We start from the raw sequence: 18,972 nt of genomic DNA, 5'->3' as shown, positions 1-18,972 counted from the left end.
TTAGGCCGACCAGCATCTTGTGAGGATCGACCGGATCCCCCATTTCATCGACGGGTGCGACCAGAACCTTGCCCGGTGTCATTACTTTGCCATGTGCTGCGCCAAGACCTTGGTCTCGCGTGGAAACCCATCCCTTCGGGATGCGTTCCAAGCCCCTTTCGGTCGTACGCGGCTTGCTGCGATCTTCAGTCCAGCACCGACTCGACCATGGCGTACCGCTTGCCCCCCCGATGGATCCATTGAACGACACGAGGACAGCCCTGGGACCGATCCATGGAACGGCCAAACAGCGGCCCAATGCAAAAGCCCTTCAGCATGATGGGGGTGCCATCAGCTATGACGATCTGTGGAGGGCCGTGCTGCGTGTGGCGGACGCCCTGACCGGAAAAGGCGCCGCCCCGGGCCACACCATCGGCCTCTGCCTCGACCGCTCCCCTGAGCTCATCGTCTCCGTCCTTGGCATCGTGCAGGCCGGCGCCGCTTATGTGCCCATCGACCCCACCTACCCCACCGAGCGCATCACGGGCATGCTGGAGGATGCCCAGCCCCCGGTGGTGATCACCAGCAAGGCACACCAGCACCTGTTCAAGGGCACTGCGGCCAAGGTGCTGCTCATCGAGGACATCGACCTGGAGAACGGTCCGCTCCTCGATGGCCCCTGCCCGGCCAAGCCCGAGGACCTGCTCTACGTCCTCTTCACCAGCGGAAGCACCGGCCGGCCCAAGGGCGTGGCCATGCACCATGCGCCGCTGACGAACCTGATCCAATGGCAGCTGCGCACCAGCGTATGCGGCGAAGGTGACCGCACCCTGCAGTTCGCGCCGATCAGCTTCGACGTGAGCTTCCAGGAGATCTTCACCACGTTCGCCCAGGGCGGCACCTTGGTGCTGATCACCGACGAGGACCGCCTCAACAGCACGCAGCTTCTGCGGAAGATCATCGCACAGAAGATCAACCGGATCATCGTGCCCTTCGTGGCGCTGCAATACCTGGCGGAAGCGGTGGAGCGCACGGGCGAAGTGCCCTCCACGCTGAAAGAGGTCTTCACCAGCGGCGAGCAACTGAAGATCACACCCGCCATCGCCAACCTCTTCAAGCAGCTACCCGGTTGCCGATTCTGCAACCAGTACGGCCCAACCGAAGGCCACGTGGTGAGCGAACTCGAGTTGAAAGGCGATCCCAGCACCTGGCCAGCACTGCCCAACATCGGCAGCGCCATCGACAACGTGAAGCTCCACGTGCTCGACGAGCACATGAAGCCCGTGAACCAGGGCGAGGAAGGCGAGCTCTACCTCGGCGGCGCGTGCGTGGCAAAGGGCTACATCGGTCGTGATGACCTAACGGCCGAGCGTTTCCTTGCTGATCCGTTCACTCCCGGTGACCGTCTTTACAAGACCGGCGATCGCGCTGCTGAACTCCCCAACGGCGAGATCGATTACAAAGGCCGCATCGATGGTCAGGTGAAGGTGCGTGGCTACCGCATCGAGCTGGGTGAGGTGGAAGTGGCGATGGAGAAACACCCTGCGGTGGAGCAAGCCGTGGCGACCGTACGTGAGGACCGTCCGGGCCTGAAGCGCCTGATCGGTTACTACCTGGCGAAGAGCGAACTCAGCACCAACGAGCTGCGCAAGCACCTCGCCACCCTCCTGCCCGACTACATGCAGCCTTCCGCCTTCGTGGCCGTGAAGGAGCTGCCCCGCACCCCGAGCGGCAAGATCGACCGCAAGGCGTTGCCCGCGCCCGATGTGAAGCGCCCCGACCTGGATGTGGCCTATGCCGCACCGACGACAAGCGTACAGAAGACCCTTGCCAACGTGTGGGCCGACCTGCTCGGCATCGACCGCGTGGGCATCGACGACAACTTCTTCGACCTCGGCGGCAACTCGTTGCTGAGCATCCAAGCCGTGGCGCAGCTCGAAGGACACGGCCTGAAGCTGCCCATCGTGAAGCTGTACCAGCACCCGACGGTTAAAGCGTGCGCCGCGTTCCTGGAAGGATCCGGTGGATCGCAAAGTCCTGCCGATATGGCGAAAGCCCGCGTAGGGTCGCGTCATGACGCGCCGAAGCGTGGCGACATCGCCATCATCGGCATGAGCGGCCGTTTCCCCGGCGCCGAGAACGTGGAGCAGCTATGGAAGAATCTGCTGGCCAAGAAGAACAGCATCAGCACGTGGACGGTGGACGAGCTCGACCCGAGCATTCCCGCCGAACTGCGCAACGATCCCGATTATGTAAAGGCGCGGGGTGTGATCCGTGATGCCGACAAGTTCGACCATGCCTTCTTCGGCGTGAACCCGAAGGTGGCCGCGCTGATGGACCCGCAGCAGCGTGTATTCCTGGAAACGGCCTGGGCCGCGCTGGAGGATGCCGCGTACGACCCCGCGCAGTTCGCGGGACTGATCGGCGTGTATGCCGGCATGGGCAACAACACCTACTTCACGCGCAACGTCATCGGGCATCCCGAACTGATCGAGCAGGTCGGCGACTTCGCAGTGATGACGGCCAACGAGAAGGACTACATCGCCACCCGCCTGGCTTTCGAATTCGACCTGCGTGGCCCGGCGCTGAGCATCCACACCGCGTGCAGCACCTCGCTCGTCGCGATCGCCCAAGCGTTCAAAGCGCTGCGCGATGGCGAATGCGACATGGCCCTGGCCGGAGGCATCGCGCTCACGGTGCCCTTCAACAGCGGCATCGTGTACAACGAAGGCGGCATGTACAGCCCCGACGGCAGCACGCGCACCTTCGACGCTGAAGGCAAGGGCACCAGTTTCAGCGACGGCACGGGCATCATCGTATTGAAGCGCCTCGACGATGCCATCCGCGACAAGGACCACATCTACGCCACGATCAAAGGTGCCGCCCTCAACAACGACGGCAGCGACAAGGCCAGCTTCACCGCACCCAGCGTGCGCGGCCAAGCCGAGGTGATCGCCATGGCGCAGGCTGATGCAGGCGTGACGCCGGACCAGATCACCTACGTGGAAACGCACGGCACTGCGACCCCACTGGGGGACCCCATCGAGGTGGAGGCGTTGACGTTGGCCTTCGGCGGAAAGACCAATGGTCACCACTGCGTGATCGGCTCCATCAAGAGCAACATCGGACACCTCACGCCCGCCGCTGGTGCTGCGGGGGTGATCAAGACCGCTCTTGCACTGAAAGAGGAAGTGATCCCCGCGAATGTGGGCTTCGAGACCCCGAACCCCGCGATCGACTTCGCCAATTCACCATTCAGGGTCCTTACCGAGCGTGAGGCATGGCCGCGGTTGCCGGGTAAGCCGCGCATCGCTGGTGTCTCCTCCTTCGGCGTGGGCGGAACGAATGCACACGTTATTCTCGCTGAGCCGCCCGTGATGGTAGCGTCGAGCGCATCGCGCAGTAAGCAACTGTTCCTGCTCAGCGCGAAGAGCAAGACCAGCCTCGACGCCATGACGGAAAACCTCCGCGCGTGGCTCGAAACGCATCCGAACGTATCGCTGGCGGACGCCGCCTACACGCTGCAGGTCGGTCGTCGGCACTTCAAGCACCGCCGCCTCATCGTGGGTGGCACGCACAGCGAAGTGATCGAGGCGATCGCGAACAAGGATACCAACCTGCTCGGCACGCGCGAACTGCACGAAGCCGCACCCGGCGTGGTCTTCATGTTCCCCGGACAAGGCTCGCAATACGTGAACATGGGCCGCGACCTCTGCGAGAGCGAGCCGGTCTTCAAACAACACTTCGATCAGTGCTGCGAACTCTTCAGCACTGAGTTCGGCACGTCACTGCGCGACATCATCTTCCCGAACCCCGGTGAAGAAGAGAAAGCTGCGGAACAACTGAAGCAGACCATCTACACGCAGGCCTCGCTCTTCACCATGCACTACAGCCTGGCGAAACTGTGGATGCACTGGGGCATCACGCCCGACGCGATGATGGGCCACAGCATCGGCGAATTCGCAGCCGCTTGTCTTGCTGGCGTGTTCTCGCTGGAGGATGCCGTGAAGCTCGTGGCCAACCGTGGCCGCATGATGCAGGAACTGCCCGGTGGCAGTATGCTCAGCGTGCGTGCGGCTGAAGAGGATGTGGTGAAGCGCCTGCCTTCAGGATGCAGCATCGCCGCGAACAATGGTCCGCAGCTGTGCGTGGCCAGCGGTCCGCATAAGGCGATCGCGAAGTTGCAGGCCGAACTGGAGCAGGAGGGCATCACCTGCAAGCTGCTCGTGACCAGCCACGCCTTCCACAGCCCCATGATGGACGCCATGGTGGAGCCATACCGCAAGGTGGTGGAGAGCGTGAAGCTCAACGCGCCCCGCATCCCGATCATCAGCACGGTGACCGCCGAATGGCTGAAGGATGACGAGGCCGGCTCTTCAAAGTATTGGAGCGATCACCTTCGCGCCACGGTGCGTTTCGCGCAAGCGGTGAAGTTCGCATGGTCGGATGCCGACAGAGTCATGCTTGAAGTCGGCCCACGTACCACGGCCACAACGCTTGCACGCCAGCAAAGTAGCGACAACAAGAAACAAGCGGCGGTCCCCTCGCTGGGTGATTCAGCAGGCAACGGCAACGAACTCGCGCAACTGCTGAAGGCTGTTGGTGGCCTCTGGCAAAGCGGCGTGCTCATCGACTGGAGCAAATTCTATGAGCGTGAAGAACGCCATCGCATCTCGATGCCCACCTACGCCTTCGAGCGCATCCGTCATTGGGTGGACCCCGTGGCGATGGTGGCCGATGGCGGTCGTGCGGTAGCTAGCACCACGATCGAAGCACCTGTACCGAACAGCGGCGACGCGAACCTCACGCCGAAGGAGTCATTGATCGCGCAGATCAAGCACCTGCTCGAAGAGAGTTCCGGCCTGGAACTCGCCGAAGCCAGCAACGAGGAGACCTTCCTCGAGATGGGCCTCGACTCGCTCTTCCTGACACAGGTAGCGACATCGCTCTCGAAGAAGTTCGGCGTGAAGATCTCGTTCCGGCAACTGAACGAGGAGGTGCCGAATCTGGATAAACTCGCCGACTATATCCTGCCCCATTGGTCAGGCGGAGTTGTCGGTTCTCAGTTGTCGGTTGTCAGTGGCAGCCCGACAACTGACAACCAACAACTGACAACTGTTTCTGCCCTCGAGGACGCCCCCGAACTCAAGAAGGTATTCGGCGCCCAGGCCCGCATCGTGAAGGAGAAGGTGGACGACATGACGCCGCAGCAACGCGCGTGGTTCGACGCCTTCGTGAAGCGCTACGTGGCGAAGACCGCGAAGAGCAAGGCATTCACACAAGAGAACCGCCAGCCGATGGCCGACCCGCGTGTGGTCACCGGTTTCAAACCGCAGACGAAGGAGCTGATCTACCAGGTGGTGGTGGACCGCAGCGTGGGTTGCCACCTGTGGGACATCGACGGCAACGAGTACGTGGACATCCTCAGCGGCTTCGGCAGCTCGATGTTCGGCTACATGCCCGACTTCATCAAGGAGGCCTGCCACAAACAGCTGGAAACGGGCATCGAGATCGGTCCGATGCACCCGCTGGCGGCGGAAGTCTCGAAATTATTGTGCGAACTCACCGGCGCTGAACGTGCCGCCGTGTGCAACACTGGTTCCGAAGCAGTGCTGGGCGCGATGCGCATGGCCCGTACCGTCACCGGCCGCAGCTTGATCATCGCCTTCAGCGGCAGCTACCACGGCATCAACGACGAGGTGATCATCCGCGGCAGCAAGAGCAAGAAGAGCTACCCCGGCGCGCCCGGCATCATGCCCGAGGCCGTGCAGAACATGCTGATCCTGGACTACGGCACGCCGGAAAGCCTGCAGATCATCAAGGAGCGCTGCCACGAAGCAGCCGCCGTGCTCGTGGAACCGGTGCAGAGCCGCCGCATGGAATTCCGTCCGGTGGATTTCCTGCGCGAAGTGCGCCGCATCACGCAGGAGAACGGCACCGCGCTCATCTTCGACGAAGTGATCACCGGCTTCCGCACGCACCCCAACGGCACGCAGGCGCTCTTCGGCATCCAGGCCGATATCGGCACCTACGGCAAGGTGATCGGCGGCGGCATGCCCGTGGGCGCCATGATCGGCAAGAGCGAATGGTTGGACGCCCTCGACGGCGGCCACTGGCGGTACGGCGATGACAGCGTGCCGCCCGCTGGTGTGACCTACTTCGCCGGCACCTTCGTTCGTCACCCGCTCACGATGGCCGCGATGAAGGCTTCTTTGGTCTTCATGAAAGAGCAAGGCCCCGCGTTGCAGGAGCGCCTCAACACCATGACCGAGGACATGGTGGCGCGCGTGAACGGCCTCTTCGACCAATACCAGCTCCCCTACCGCTGGGTGAACTTCGGCAGCGCCTTCAAGACCAAGTACGACGAGAGCGTCAACTACACCGAGCTCTTCTTCATGCTGATGCGCTACCACGGCGTACACGTGCTCGACTTCCCGCACTTCATCACCACGGCGCACACGGCGGCGGACATCGAGTTCATCATCAACGCGGTAGAGAAGACCTGCAAGGAGCTGCGCGAGAGCGGCTTCATGCCGGAGCAGACATACCCCATCCAGGTGGTGAACAGCACGCTGAACGGCCACGCCCGGAAGCCCCACGAGCGCATCGAACGTGCCGAGGAAGCGCCGGTGCCCGGTGCGAGAATCGGCCGTACGCCGGAGGGTGAACCCGCGTGGTTCGTGCCGGATCCGGAGCGGGAAGGGAAGTACATGATGCTGGTGACCGACGACGCCAACTAGGCCATGGAAAAATTCATCCCCGAGACCAGGTTCCAGCCGGTGGACTTCGACCCCTTCGCGGGTCCGGCCATCGAGCGCACCGCGCCCAGCACCGAAGCCCAACGCGAGGTGTGGGTGGCTTCGCAGATGGGCGTGGAGGCGAGCTGCGCCTACATCGAATCCGTATCGTTGGAACTCGTCGGCGCCGTGGATGCCGCGCTGATGGAGCGTACCATCCGCCAACTGGTGAAGCGCCATGAAGGCTTGCGCAGCGTGATCAGTGCCGATGGCATGCGCGTGATCGTGCAGGAAAACATGGAGGTGCCCTTCACCTTCACCGACCTGAGCGGAAAGAGCGATGCCGAGCGCACCAAGGAGTTACAGACCATCGCGGACCGCGACATGACGCTGCCCTTCGACCTGCTGACCGGACCGCTGTTCCGCGTGCAGCTGATCAAGACCGGCAACGACACGCACCTGCTGCGCTTGAGCGGCCACCACGTGATCGTGGACGGCTGGAGCCTGGGCATCATCATGGCCGATGTGAGCCGCCTGTACAGTGCGCTGAAGGAAGGCCGCGCGCCGGTGCTGCCGGAGGTGTTCCGCTTCAGCGACTACGCCATCGCGCAGATCGACTTCACGAAGAGCCCGGAGCACCAGCAGGTGGAGGACTACTGGACCACGCTGTTCAAAGGCACCGTGCCGCGCGTGGACCTGCCCACCGACCGTGCGCGTCCGAAGCAGAAGAGTTTCAAGGGCCATCGCCTGGACCTGGAGATGGACCCCGCCCTGGTGCGCCGCCTGCGCGAGACCGCCACCCGCAGTGGCGCGAGCTTCGTCACCACGCTGCTCACCAGCTTCGAGGTGCTGATACACAAGCTCACCGGCGACAGCGACCTGTGCGTGGGCCTGCCCGCCGCCGGACAGAGCGACTACGGCATGAAGGACCTGGTGGGCCACTGCGTGAACCTGCTCGCCCTGCGCAGCCGCATCGATGAGGACATGCCCTTCATCGAGCACCTGAAGGCCCGTCGTACCGCCGTACTCGATGCCTTCGACAACCAGAAGTACACGTTCGGAACGCTGGTGCGCAAACTCAATGTGCCCCGCGAACCCGGTCGCATCCCGCTGTGCCCCGTCGTGTTCAACATCGACATGAACATGGACGATGGCGTGGCCTTCGCGGGCATCAAGCACCGCTTCATCAGCAACCCGCGCAAGTACGAGCAGTTCGAGCTTTTCCTGAACGCCACCGGCAACGTTGAAGGCTTGGTCCTGGAGTGGAGCTACAACACCGATCTCTTCGATGAGGCCACCGTGCGCGGTTGGATGCAGGAGCTGAACACCTTGATCGATCGCATCACGAGCAACCCTTCGGCGAGCATCGGTGATCTGGTAAGCGACGAAACGCTCAGCAGCGAAAAGGTGATGCCGCCCGCCGAGTGGTATGGCAAGGCCGTGGACTACCCACGCGACAAAGGCGTGAACCAGCTCTTCGACGAAGTGGTGGCGCAGTACCCCGACAAGGTGGCGCTGAACCACCGCGACAAGGAACTCAGCTACGCCCAATTGCAGCAGCGGGTGATCGCATTGACGGCCTTGCTGAAGGAGCACGGTGTGAAGCCTGGCGACTTCGTGGGCCTGTGCTGCGAGCGCAACTTCGGCATGGTGGAAGCACAACTCGCGATCATGCGCGCCGGTGCCGCTTTCGTGCCGTTGGACCACACCTACCCGGCCGATCGACTGCGCTTCCTTTTCGAGGATACCGGCCTGAAGGTGCTGCTGACGGAGAAGGAACTCAATGCCAAACTGCCGAAGCATGATGCGCGTGTGATCCACCTGGACGGTGATCGCAACAAAGCAGTGAACCCTGGAGACCATGCGCCGTTGGATACGCCGGAAGCGGCCGCCTACATCATGTACACCAGCGGCAGCACCGGCAAGCCGAAGGGGGTGGTGGTTCCGCATCGCGCGATCGTGCGCTTGGTGAAGAACCAGAACTACGCACCCTTCGGCCCGGACGCCGTGATCACCCAAATGAGCAACGTCTCCTTCGACGCGAGCACATTCGAGCTCTGGGGCGCGCTGCTGAACGGCGGAAGGCTGGTGCTGCAACCGCAGGCCAAACCCACGCTGGCCGAAGTGACCGAAACGATGGAACGCTACGGCGTCAACATCCTCTTCATTACCACGGGACTTTTCAATGTGCTGGTGGATGAGCACGTGGATCGTCTGAAGGGCTTGAAGTGCATCCTTACCGGTGGCGAGGTGATGAGCCTGCCGCACATCCGCAAGGCCCTGCGCGTGCTGGGCCCCGGCGTACTGAACAACATCTACGGCCCTACCGAGAACACCACCTACAGCTGCTTCCACCCCATCAACAGCGAGGGTGATATCGGCAAGCAGGTGCCCATCGGCAAGGCCATCCACAACACCTTCCTCTATGTGCTCGACGAGCAGCAGAAGCCCGTGCCCGTCGGTGCCAAAGGCGAACTGTACTGCGGCGGCGATGGTGTAGCGCTGGGCTATTGGGAACGTCCGGAACTGACCGCCGAGCGTTTCCTGCCGGATCCCTTCCAGGGTGGCAACGCCAAGATGTACCGCACTGGCGACCTGGTGAAGTGGCTGCCGGATGGCTCGATCGAATTCCTGGGCCGTACCGACGACCAGGTGAAGATCCGCGGCTTCCGCATCGAACTGGGCGAGATCGAGAATGCCATCAACAACTACCCCGAGGTACGCGACCGCTTGGTGATGGCGCGCAAGGACATGCCCGGTGGGCAGCAATTGGTAGCCTATGTGGTGCCGAAGGACTTCGACCCGACCAAGGATGAAGAGCGGCAGGAGGCCTTCATCGCTGGCCTGCGGAACTACTTGGAAGCAGCCCTTCCGAAGTTCATGCTGCCATCGTTCTTCGTCGTGCTGCCATCCTTCCCGCTGAACCCCAACGGCAAGATCGACAAGAAGCTGCTGCCCATGCCGGAGCTGCGCAGCACGCGCATGAAGGCCGAACATGTGGCGCCACGCGATGCCATCGAGAAAACGCTGAGCACCATCTGGGGCAAAGCCCTGGGCGTGGAGGACCTCGGCGTACACGACAACTTCTTCGACCTGGGCGGGCACAGCATCATGGGCATCCAGATGCTGACGCGGATCGAACAGCAGCTGGGTCGCAAGCTGGCTTTGAACAGCCTCTTCCAGGCGCCCACGGTGGCGCTCTTCGCCAAGCTGTTGAAGACCGAGGTGAAGCCGCTGGAGCTGATGAATCTCGCACCGATACAGAAGGAAGGAAGCAAACTGCCGCTCTTCTGCGTGCATGGCGACGAGGCCAACTACTTCATGGCGCGCGACCTCGGCAAGGACCAGCCCTTCTGGGGATACTTCCATCAGGGTGAGGATGGCCATCCCATCCGCTACACCAGCGTGGAGGACATCGCCGCGCACTTCATCCGCGAACTCAAGCAGGTGCGTCCGGAAAGCCCATATCTTCTTTGCGGCTTCAGCTTCGGTGGATTGGTGGCCTATGAGATGGCGCAGCAACTCAAGCGCAACGGCGACCAGGTGCTGATGCTGGCCTTGCTCGACACCTATGCACCCGCCCTCTTCGAAAAGGTGATGAGCAACGAAGCCAAGCTGTACACACCGCTGAAGAAGGCCCTGATGCGACGCATGGTGCAGTGGTACCACCGCCGCGGCAAGGCGACATCACCCAAACTGCGCCACTTCCACATCATCGACATCTACGACCAGGCCACCTACCGCTACGCCATCCAGCCTTACGACGGGCCGGTGCTGATGATCAAGGCGGAGGCTTCGCCAGGCCCGGACCACATGGGCTGGCAGGACCTCGTGCGCGGCGAGCTTACCTTGGCCAGCACACCGGGCGACCACTACAACATGATCAAGGACCCGCACGTGAAGACCCTGTCCAAGCTGATCGCGCAGGGCATCGCGCGGGCGGTGGAGCGTGCAGCGGTGCAAGCCGGATGAGCATGTCCACCGGGGAGCGCCTGCTGACGATCCATTGTGGTGGACCCGAACCGATCGTACCCATCGCGGACAGCATGCCACCCAAGGGCGCCAAGGGTATCGTCCTCCATTTCGCCAAGCTGGCCCCGCACCGTGACCACATCCCGGCCTATCGAGCATCGCTCGACCCCGTGGAGATGGAGCGCGCGGCACGCTTCCGTTTCGATGTGGACCGCGAACGTTTCATCATCGCGCACGGTCTGTTGCGGAAACTGCTGGCGGACCACCTCGATGCCCGGCCGGCCGATCTGCGCTTCGATCGCGGCCCTTATGGCAAGCCCTTCATCAAGGGGGTCGATCTGCGCTTCAACCTGAGCGACACCAAGGACGCGTTGGTGGTCGCGATCGGCGGCGAGGTGGAGATCGGCGTGGACGTGGAGACCATGGCCCGCACGGTGGACCACATGGCCGTGGGCGAGCACTACTTCACCCCCGAGGAGGTCGAAGTGATCGCCTCCGCACCGGAACCGAAACGCCGCTTCCTGGAATACTGGACCCGCAAGGAAGCGGTGCTGAAGGCCAGCGGCGTGGGCATCATGGACGACCTGCGCGTGCTGCGCGTGGATGGTGCCGTGAACCGCATGACGATCCGCCATGAGGCCTTTGTGCGGCATGCGGCGGAGGTCTACCATTTGCACACCTGGCACATGGGAGCAGAGCACATCCTGAGTGTCGCCACGGAGATCGCTTTCGGCGAAGTGGCCATCCACGAAGTATGAGGATCACTCATCCTCCCCCCAGAATCGGCCATGGAAGTTCAGGAGATACAGCTCGCGTGAAGCCCGGGTGATGGCGGTGTACAGCCACCTGATGTACTCCTCATCGATCATCTCCTCGGTCACGTAGCCCTGGTCCACAAAGACCGTGTTCCACTGACCGCCCTGCGCCTTGTGACAGGTGACCGCGTAGCCGTACTTCACCTGCAGCGCGTTGGCATGGGGACTTTCACGCAGCGCACGGAAACGCAGGGCCTTCGTAGTAGCGGGTGACGTGTCCATCACAGCCTGTTGCAGCAGGCGCAGCCGAGGCGCGGGCAGGGCCGGAGCTTCGATCGCCAGCACATCGAGCATCACCTTCACATCGAGTTCGCGTTGCTCCCGGCCGTTCCACCAAACGGCCGTGATATCCGCGAAGCGGAGCCCGAAGCGCTCCTCGATGCCGTGCACACGTTCCACTTCCATCGGCTCCCCATTGGCGATGAGCTCGGGCTTGCCGTTGCGGCCAGCCCAGAAGTAGTTGTTCTTCACCACCATCAACCGGTCGCCCGGGCAGAGCTCCTCCTCGTGGTCGTAGATGCGGGCACGCACCTGCATGCTGTACTGGTACGCGCGCTTGTTGCTGCGGCAGATCACGCAGACCTCATCGGGGCCTTCGCGGGCATAGGCCGTCTCCAGCGCATCCTGCAGGTCGTGGCCGGTGATGCGGTGGACATCCGGGTGGGGTTGGAATGTCGGTATCCGCGGGCCCCCATGCCTATCGGGGGGAGGCGGAAGGGTCGCCGGTCGAGGGGATGGTTCCAGAAGTCCGCGAAGCTCGGTGGCGTTGGAAAGTATCCCGGATGCTTCGGCCTGGCGCACCACTTCGGTGAGTTCCACCACGCCGGCGGTGAGTCCCAAGGCTGCGAGTTCCTTCACATCGAGCGCCGGACTGTGGGTACTGCCCACGGGCGGCAACTGGGCGGGGTCGCCGATGAGCAGCAGCTTGCATCCGGGTGAGGAGAACACATGCTCGAAGAGATCGGTGAGCAGGTCGCCGTCGCGGAACAGACCGTCTCCGCCGCCGCGTCCTATCATGCTCGCTTCGTCCACCACGAAAAGCGCGTCGCGGTCGCGGTTCACGGCCACGTCCAGCCCCCCCTGCCCTTCATCATCCAGGCCCCGGTAGATGCGCCGGTGGATGGTGCTGGCCGGCGCCTGGGCGTAAGCGCTGAGCACCTTGGCGGCGCGGCCGGTGGGTGCCAGCAGCACCACGGCGCGTTTCTCGGCAGCCAGTACGCGGACCAAAGCGCCCACGAGCGTGGTCTTGCCCGTGCCGGCATAGCCCTTCAGCACCAAGGTGGCATTGGGCCTGGCACTGGCCAGCAAGCGGTCCAGGGCGATCGCCGCACGCTCCTGGCCCGCCGTGGCGTTGTGGCCCAACGCTGTCAGGATCCTTTCGGCCAGGGGAGCGAGCGCGGACATGGGTGGCGTGCCGCAAGCTAAGCCCTGCGGCCCTGCACCATCGGAGCCGCTTCACATGGGGACAACACCGATCCACGCTGCGGTCCCGCCGTTCTCCAAGCGCCATGGACCATCGCCCTGCGGTGATGGAAAGTCCCATTACTTTTGGGCGCCCCGGACCGAAGCTCCGGCACACCTGCGATGAAGACCCTGACCAGTTACATCTTCCCCGTGGTATTGATCATCCTTGGCGCGGCCCTGCTCATCGTGGGCGCCATGCAGGGCCAGAACACCTGGGTGATGCTCGGTGCCGCACTGGCCCTGATCGCCGGGGTGGTGGCGCTGCTGCTGCAAATGGGCGTATTGAACAGGCGCACGGGCATGCTCATCGGCATCGTCTGCGGCCTGCTCGCCGTATTCCTGGCCTGGCGCAATGTGCGCTCGGTGGCCGAGGTGCTCGAGTTCACCAAAGCCAAACGCGAGAACGACCGCCAGGTGATCCAAGCCCTGAAGGACATCCGCACCGCGCAGCTTGGCTACCGGCAAGCCTATGGCAACTACGCCGGCGACCTGAACACCCTGCGCGATTTCGTGAAGACCGGTTCCATCCCCATGGTGCGTGCCATCGGCCAGGTGCCCGACACACTCACCGAGGCCACCGCGCTGGAGCTGGGCATCATCGTGCGTGACACCATCATGGCCCCGGCACTGGATTCCCTGTTCCGCACCAGCAAGGCGCAGGAGGGCCGTGTCTTCGCTTTCGACCCTGACCAATTCATCAACTCGCCCATCTCCGGCCAGCCCTTCATCCTGAAGACCGGTGGCATTTCCAGCAGCGGCCGCAATGTGCCGGTGTTCCTGGCGAAGGACCCCACCCCCATGGTGCCCGGCGACACGTTGATGGTGGGCAACATGGAAAAGGCCAGCACCGCCGGCAACTGGAGCGGGGAGTGACCGCCATGGAACACGGGGTCCAAAGGACATCCCGGTACGACGCCGACCGGGCGAGGGCCTGGCATCTGAGCATCCTCATTGGCCAGGGCCTTGCCGCGTGGAGCGCGCATGACGCGCAGGATGGCACCCCCCATGCCATGGCCTGGGGCCCCGGCATGGAGGCCCTGCGGCACAAGTCGTTACCACGCCAGCCTGTCACGGTCTCCTACGTGGGCCTGCCCCAATGGAGCACACTCGTGCCCGAAGGCGCTCTGGCTCCCGGCAGCGGCGCCAAGCATCTCGCGCTCACCCACGGGGGCATGCCTTCAGGCGCCATGCGCGAGGAAGCCCTCCCCGACCTGGGCGCGGTTTGCATCTACACCCACGACGACCGCGACGAGCGCCAGGTGATGGAGCGTCATCCCAACGCGCGACCGCTGCCCATGCAGGCGCTGATGGCGCGCACCGCCCAGCGAATGGCCGATGGCGGCCCCCTGCTGCTGCTCCATCGCGGACAGGAACGCCTGGACGCGGCGGTGCATGACGGTGGCCGTTTGCTGCTGAGCAACACCTATCCGGTGCGCGCCGCGAACGATGTGCTCTACTTCGCGCTGCTGGCGCTGGAGACCTGTGGTCTATCGCCCTTCACCACCCGGCTCGTGGCCGGTGGAACACACCTGCACATCGGCGAGCGCGAATTGCTGGGCCGCTACTTCAAGGAACTGGCCGCCGACCAGGACACCGTCTGGGCCGATGTGCGCGAAGGCGGACAGGCCCCGGCCGGCCGCTGGATGGCCCTGCTGGAGCAGTTCGCATGCGTATCGTAGGCGGCAGATACCGCAACCGACGTGTGGACCCCCCGGCCGGCATGGACGCGCGGCCCACCACGGATTTCGCCAAGGAGGGCCTCTTCAATGTGCTCACGCACCGCGTGCCTTTGGAAGGGATCCGCGTGCTCGACCTGTTCGCCGGCACCGGCAATGTGTCGCTGGAATTCCTCTCCCGCGGGGCCATTGAAGTGGTGGCCGTGGAACAGGACCGCCGGCTGGTGGACTTCATGGCGCGCACGGCCGAAGCATGGGGCGAGAAGGGTTTGAGGACCCAGCGCGCCGACGTGTTCCGCTACCTCACCACGGCGCGCGGCACCTTCGACATCGTCTTCGCCGATCCGCCCTTCGCCATGGAAGGCGCCGAGCGCATCCCTACCTTGGTGGCTGAAGCGGGACTGCTCGGCGATGACGGCCTGTTGATCGTGGAGCACCCCGACCGCAAGGACATGAGCGCCCTGCCCGGATTCCGCGAGACACGACGCTACGGCCAGGTGCATTTCAGCTTCTTCACACCGCCCTTCAGCCCATGAGCACGACAGCCACCGCCCGCATCGCCGTGTTCCCCGGCACCTTCGATCCGATCACTGTGGGGCATGTCTCCATCGTGGAGCGCGCGCTGCCCTTGTTCGACCGCATCATCGTGGGCATGGGCGTGAACGAAAGCAAACGCACCATGTTCGCCGTGGAACAGCGGCTGGCGTGGATCCGCCAGGCTTTCGCCGGCGAAGCACGCGTGTCGGCCATGGCCTTCGAGGGCCTCACCGTGGACCTGTGCAGGCGCGAAGGGGCGCTCTACATCCTGCGTGGCCTGCGCAACAGCACTGACCATGGCGTGGAGCGCAGCATCGCCCTGATGAACCGCCAACTCGGCGGAGTGGAGACCATCTTCATGCCCTCGGCGCCGGAGCACGCCCACATCAGCAGCACCATCGTTCGCGAGCTGATCGCCAATAAGGCCGATGTGCGCGCGTTGGTGCCCATGGACCTGCGCACCACGACATGAGCCGCCTGCTTCCGTTCCTGCTGTTGTTGCTGCACGGCGCAACGCTCCTCGGCGCCACGGCCACCCTGCGCGTGGACGCCCCCCGGCATGCAGGCCAGGTGGTGCTGCTCTACCGCTACGACGATCTCTTCACGCTGCGCACGGTCCGCATCGGAGCGGGGATCCTCGACGCGAAGGGTCAGGCCACGCTCACCGTGCCGGTGGAAGGCACCGCGAAGGTGCGGCTGCGCATCGCCGAGGAACATGCCGACCTCTACCTGCGGCCCGGTGCGGACCTGCATGTGCACGTGCTGCCGCCCGACCCCGGCACACCACGCGGCATCGCCGGCACGGCCCGCATGCCCATCGAACTCGTCGACATCGACCCACTGGACATCAATGCGCTCACCAGCGACCTCAACGAGAAACTCGATGAGTTCATCCTCGAGGACCTCGCGACCGACCAGGTGGCGGGGATGCAGGCCGCCGAGATCCGCCGCAGCGGGGAGGAAAGTGCCCAGGAGACCCCTGGGGAAAGACCACCCACCCTCTTTGTGATACCGAACTGGTCCGAACTGCGCGTGGACAGCTTCGAGTTGCGCCTGAAGAACTTCTACCGCGACATCGACGACCCCTGGTTCATGCGCTACCTCGAGTACGGCGTGGCCAGCATGCGGCAAGGGCCGCAGGTGAGCGACAAGGCGCTGTGGGAGCGCTACCTCAAGGGCCGGGAGATCCGCTATGACGTGCCGGAGCAGGTGCGTTTCATCCGCGGTCTCTTCACCGGTCCACTGCTGTCCTTCGCGATGCGCCATCATGAGGAAGCCACCCTGCGCGCTTTGGCCATGCCGGCTATCGACAGCTTGAAGGCGGTCTTCGCGCGACATGACTTCCTGCGTGGCGACGATCGCCTGGCGGAACTGGTGGCCTTGGACCAGCTCTACCTGCACCATGCGCACAAGGCTCTGCGCGGCGCTGATGTGGTCCGCCTGATCGAAGCCACAGCGAGAACGTCAGCCTATCCGGAACACCGGGCCATCGCCGCCAACATGCATTGGGACCTCACCGCCATGCGCAGCGGAGGACGCTTCCCGGAAATGCTCCTGGAGGATATGCGGGGACGTGGTACGGACCTGGGCACGCTGTTGGAAGGACCGGCCTGCGTGATGGTCACCGCCAGCTGGTGCACCTGGTGCGAGATGGAGCTGCAGGCGCTGGCCAAATTGCACAAGGACCACGAAGGCATCATTCCCGTGGCGATCATCAGTCTGGATGGGTCATTGGACGAGGTGAAGCGCCACCGCCGCGACCTGGCCTATGAACCATTCCAATGGTTCCACGCGGTGGCGGGCACCCAGTTGCGCGATGATCTTCGCATCCGCAGCCTGCCGGCCATCTATCTGCTGAACGACGGGGTGCTCACCCATGCCCCCGCACCCCTGCCCAGCGCGGGCCTGGGCGAGATCTTCCACCGCACCCGTGTGGAGGAGGAGAAAGGCCGCAAGATCAAGGTCTGGGACGAGTGATGGCGTGACCCTTCGGTGTGTCCGCTTCGCCCAAGGCCCAGGCATCCAGCACGGGCAGCAACGAGGCGTAGGTGTCCGCGCGCAGCACATCCGCTTCACCCCGGTTGAACCAGCGCGCTTCGGTGATGTCCTCGCCCGTCTCGGGTACAAGCACTTCATTGGCCGACGCGCGCATCACGAACCAGTCCGTGCGCTTCAGCATGCGGCGGCCCTTGTGCGTGTAGCTGTGCCAGGTGATGGTGAGCGGTCGCACGAGTTGCAGCTCCGTCAGGCCGCACTCCTCGCGCACTTCGCGCAGGGCGGCCTCCTCCAGACCCTCACCGGGGTCCACCTTGCCCTTGGGCAGGTCCCATTTGCCCAGCCGCCGAATCGCCAGCAATCGTCCCTGCTCATCGAGCACTACGCCGCCCGCCGCGGCCACCGGCGTGAAGACCTCCTCCAAATGCTCCCGGGGATCACCCGCCCGCCCGGGATACAGACAGATGCCCGCCAGATCCGAACGCGACTCCATCAGTTGCACGGCCTTCGCGATCTCGGAAGGATCGTCCACGCGCAGCGCGATCCAGTCATCGGGTGCGGGTCCGTTCGGCGGTTCCGGCGCTATGCGCAGCACCTTCCCGCCCATGTGGATGTCATACCTTCGCCGCATGCCCTCGAACCTCGATCCCGCGTTGAAGATCGCGGAGTTCCTCCTGCAGATCAAGGCCGTCAAACTTAGCCCCGCGAAGCCTTTCACCTGGGCCTCCGGCTGGAAGAGCCCGATCTATTGCGACAACCGCAAGACCCTCTCCTACCCACCGGTGCGCACCTACATCCGGCAGCAGTTCGTGCACATCATCAACAGCGAGTTCGGCCGTCCGGACATGATCGCCGGGGTGGCCACGGGCGGCATCGCCCACGGCGCGCTGGTGGCGCACGACATGGGCCTGCCCTTCATCTATGTGCGCAGCGATGCCAAGGGCCACGGCCTGGGCAACCAGGTGGAGGGCGACCTCACCGTGGGCCGTAGCGTGGTGGTGGTGGAGGATCTGGTGAGCACCGGCAAGAGCAGCCTGAGCGCCGTGAAAGCCCTGCGCGACGCGGGCTGCGAGGTGAAAGGCATGGTGAGCATCTTCACCTATGGGTTCGACGAGGCCGCCAAGGCCTTCGCCAAGGAGAAGGTGAAGCTCTTCTCCCTTACCAACTACAGCATCCTGCTGGACCAGGCCCTGCGCAGCGACTACATCACCGAGAAGGACCTGATGCCGCTGAACGAGTGGCGGAAGGGGCCGGCCTCGTGGGGTGTGGGTTCCAAGGTCCAATGAAGCGGGAAAGTTGAGGACCCCGATGCATTTCGGGGGAGGTCGCATGTTGACCGACCCACGACCTTCCATGTCCAACCTTCAACCGATCAGCCCGACAGCATGACCACCATCACCAGCAAGCAGGTCTCCATCGCCAAGCCCGCCAAGGAATTGTACGCCTTCCTGCAGGACATGCACAACTTCGAACAATTGCTGCCGCAGGGCCGCATCAGCGACTGGACCAGCGACGGGAAGTCGTGCTCTTTCAAGGTGCAGGGCGCGGCCACCATCGGTTTGGAACTGCTGGAAGGTGATGGACCCACCCTGGTGCGCATGAAAGCCACCGAGCGCAGCCCCTTCCCCTTCACGCTGGACGGCCACCTGAAGGAGGAGAACGGCACCACCACCGCCTGGATGGAATTCAACGGCGAGATCAACCCCTTCATCAAGATGATGGTGGAGACGCCGCTGAAGAACCTCTTCGACCACATCGCGGACCGGATGGTGAAGATCCACGGATAAGACATGTGGT

General features: G+C 63.8%; 12 protein-coding genes. 10 read left to right on the top strand and 2 right to left on the bottom strand.

The window, feature by feature from the left end; genetic code table 11:
* Positions 1-230: 230 nt before the first annotated feature.
* Genes KIT10_15005 through KIT10_14995 form a run of 3 tightly spaced genes read left to right on the top strand, consistent with a single transcriptional unit; the run spans position 231 to position 11,446 of the window.
* Complete coding sequence (locus tag KIT10_15005; protein ID MCW5900572.1) at positions 231-6,719, top strand: amino acid adenylation domain-containing protein; 6,489 nt, start codon at positions 231-233, stop codon at positions 6,717-6,719.
* Between the two features lie 3 nt (positions 6,720-6,722).
* Positions 6,723-10,688, top strand: coding sequence for an amino acid adenylation domain-containing protein (locus KIT10_15000; GenBank protein ID MCW5900571.1), 3,966 nt, complete (start codon positions 6,723-6,725; stop codon positions 10,686-10,688).
* Positions 10,685-11,446: a 4'-phosphopantetheinyl transferase superfamily protein gene (locus KIT10_14995; GenBank protein ID MCW5900570.1), complete on the top strand. Its 762-nt coding sequence runs from the start codon at positions 10,685-10,687 to the stop codon at positions 11,444-11,446. Before KIT10_15000 ends, KIT10_14995 begins: the two co-directional genes overlap by 4 nt.
* A 3-nt stretch (positions 11,447-11,449) precedes the next feature.
* On the opposite strand, the gene KIT10_14990 is transcribed toward KIT10_14995, so the two are convergent.
* A complete protein-coding gene (locus KIT10_14990) occupies positions 11,450-12,907 on the bottom strand; it encodes an AAA family ATPase (protein ID MCW5900569.1) in 1,458 nt (485 codons plus the stop codon).
* 180 nt (positions 12,908-13,087) lie between these two features.
* Between KIT10_14990 and KIT10_14985 the strand changes: the two genes are divergently transcribed.
* The 5 genes from KIT10_14985 to KIT10_14965 are packed head-to-tail and all read left to right on the top strand — an operon-like array spanning position 13,088 to position 17,157.
* Positions 13,088-13,840 (top strand): hypothetical protein, encoded by a 753-nt coding sequence (locus tag KIT10_14985; protein MCW5900568.1) that lies wholly within the window; start codon positions 13,088-13,090, stop codon positions 13,838-13,840.
* A 5-nt stretch (positions 13,841-13,845) separates the two neighbouring features.
* Entirely contained in the window at positions 13,846-14,646 is an 801-nt protein-coding gene (locus KIT10_14980) for a DUF3822 family protein (GenBank protein ID MCW5900567.1), read from the top strand.
* The gene (gene rsmD / locus KIT10_14975; protein MCW5900566.1) at positions 14,634-15,179 is read left to right on the top strand and encodes a 16S rRNA (guanine(966)-N(2))-methyltransferase RsmD; all 546 of its coding nucleotides are present in this window, start codon (positions 14,634-14,636) and stop codon (positions 15,177-15,179) included. Before KIT10_14980 ends, rsmD begins: the two co-directional genes overlap by 13 nt.
* On the top strand, positions 15,176-15,652 hold the full coding sequence (gene coaD / locus KIT10_14970; GenBank protein MCW5900565.1) for a pantetheine-phosphate adenylyltransferase: 477 nt from the start codon (positions 15,176-15,178) through the stop codon (positions 15,650-15,652). Before rsmD ends, coaD begins: the two co-directional genes overlap by 4 nt.
* The gene (locus KIT10_14965) at positions 15,649-17,157 is read left to right on the top strand and encodes a hypothetical protein (GenBank protein ID MCW5900564.1); all 1,509 of its coding nucleotides are present in this window, start codon (positions 15,649-15,651) and stop codon (positions 17,155-17,157) included. Before coaD ends, KIT10_14965 begins: the two co-directional genes overlap by 4 nt.
* Here KIT10_14965 and KIT10_14960 read toward each other — a convergent pair.
* Positions 17,138-17,806, bottom strand: a complete 669-nt coding sequence (locus tag KIT10_14960; GenBank protein ID MCW5900563.1) for an NUDIX domain-containing protein — start codon at positions 17,804-17,806, stop codon at positions 17,138-17,140. The two genes, KIT10_14965 and KIT10_14960, sit on opposite strands and share 20 nt — an antisense overlap.
* Here KIT10_14960 and KIT10_14955 point away from each other — a divergent pair.
* Both KIT10_14955 and KIT10_14950 read left to right on the top strand, forming a co-directional pair.
* Positions 17,805-18,461 carry an orotate phosphoribosyltransferase gene (locus KIT10_14955; protein MCW5900562.1) on the top strand — a complete coding sequence of 219 codons (657 nt, stop codon included), beginning with the start codon at positions 17,805-17,807 and terminating at the stop codon, positions 18,459-18,461. The two genes, KIT10_14960 and KIT10_14955, sit on opposite strands and share 2 nt — an antisense overlap.
* Before the next feature lie 99 nt (positions 18,462-18,560).
* Positions 18,561-18,962, top strand: a complete 402-nt coding sequence (locus tag KIT10_14950; protein MCW5900561.1) for a hypothetical protein — start codon at positions 18,561-18,563, stop codon at positions 18,960-18,962.
* The last annotated feature ends 10 nt before the right edge of the window (positions 18,963-18,972 follow it).

The organism is Flavobacteriales bacterium (assembly GCA_026129465.1).
Lineage (GTDB): Bacteria > Bacteroidota > Bacteroidia > Flavobacteriales_F > PHOS-HE28 > PHOS-HE28.
This window is presented reverse-complemented; position numbering and strand designations above follow the sequence as displayed.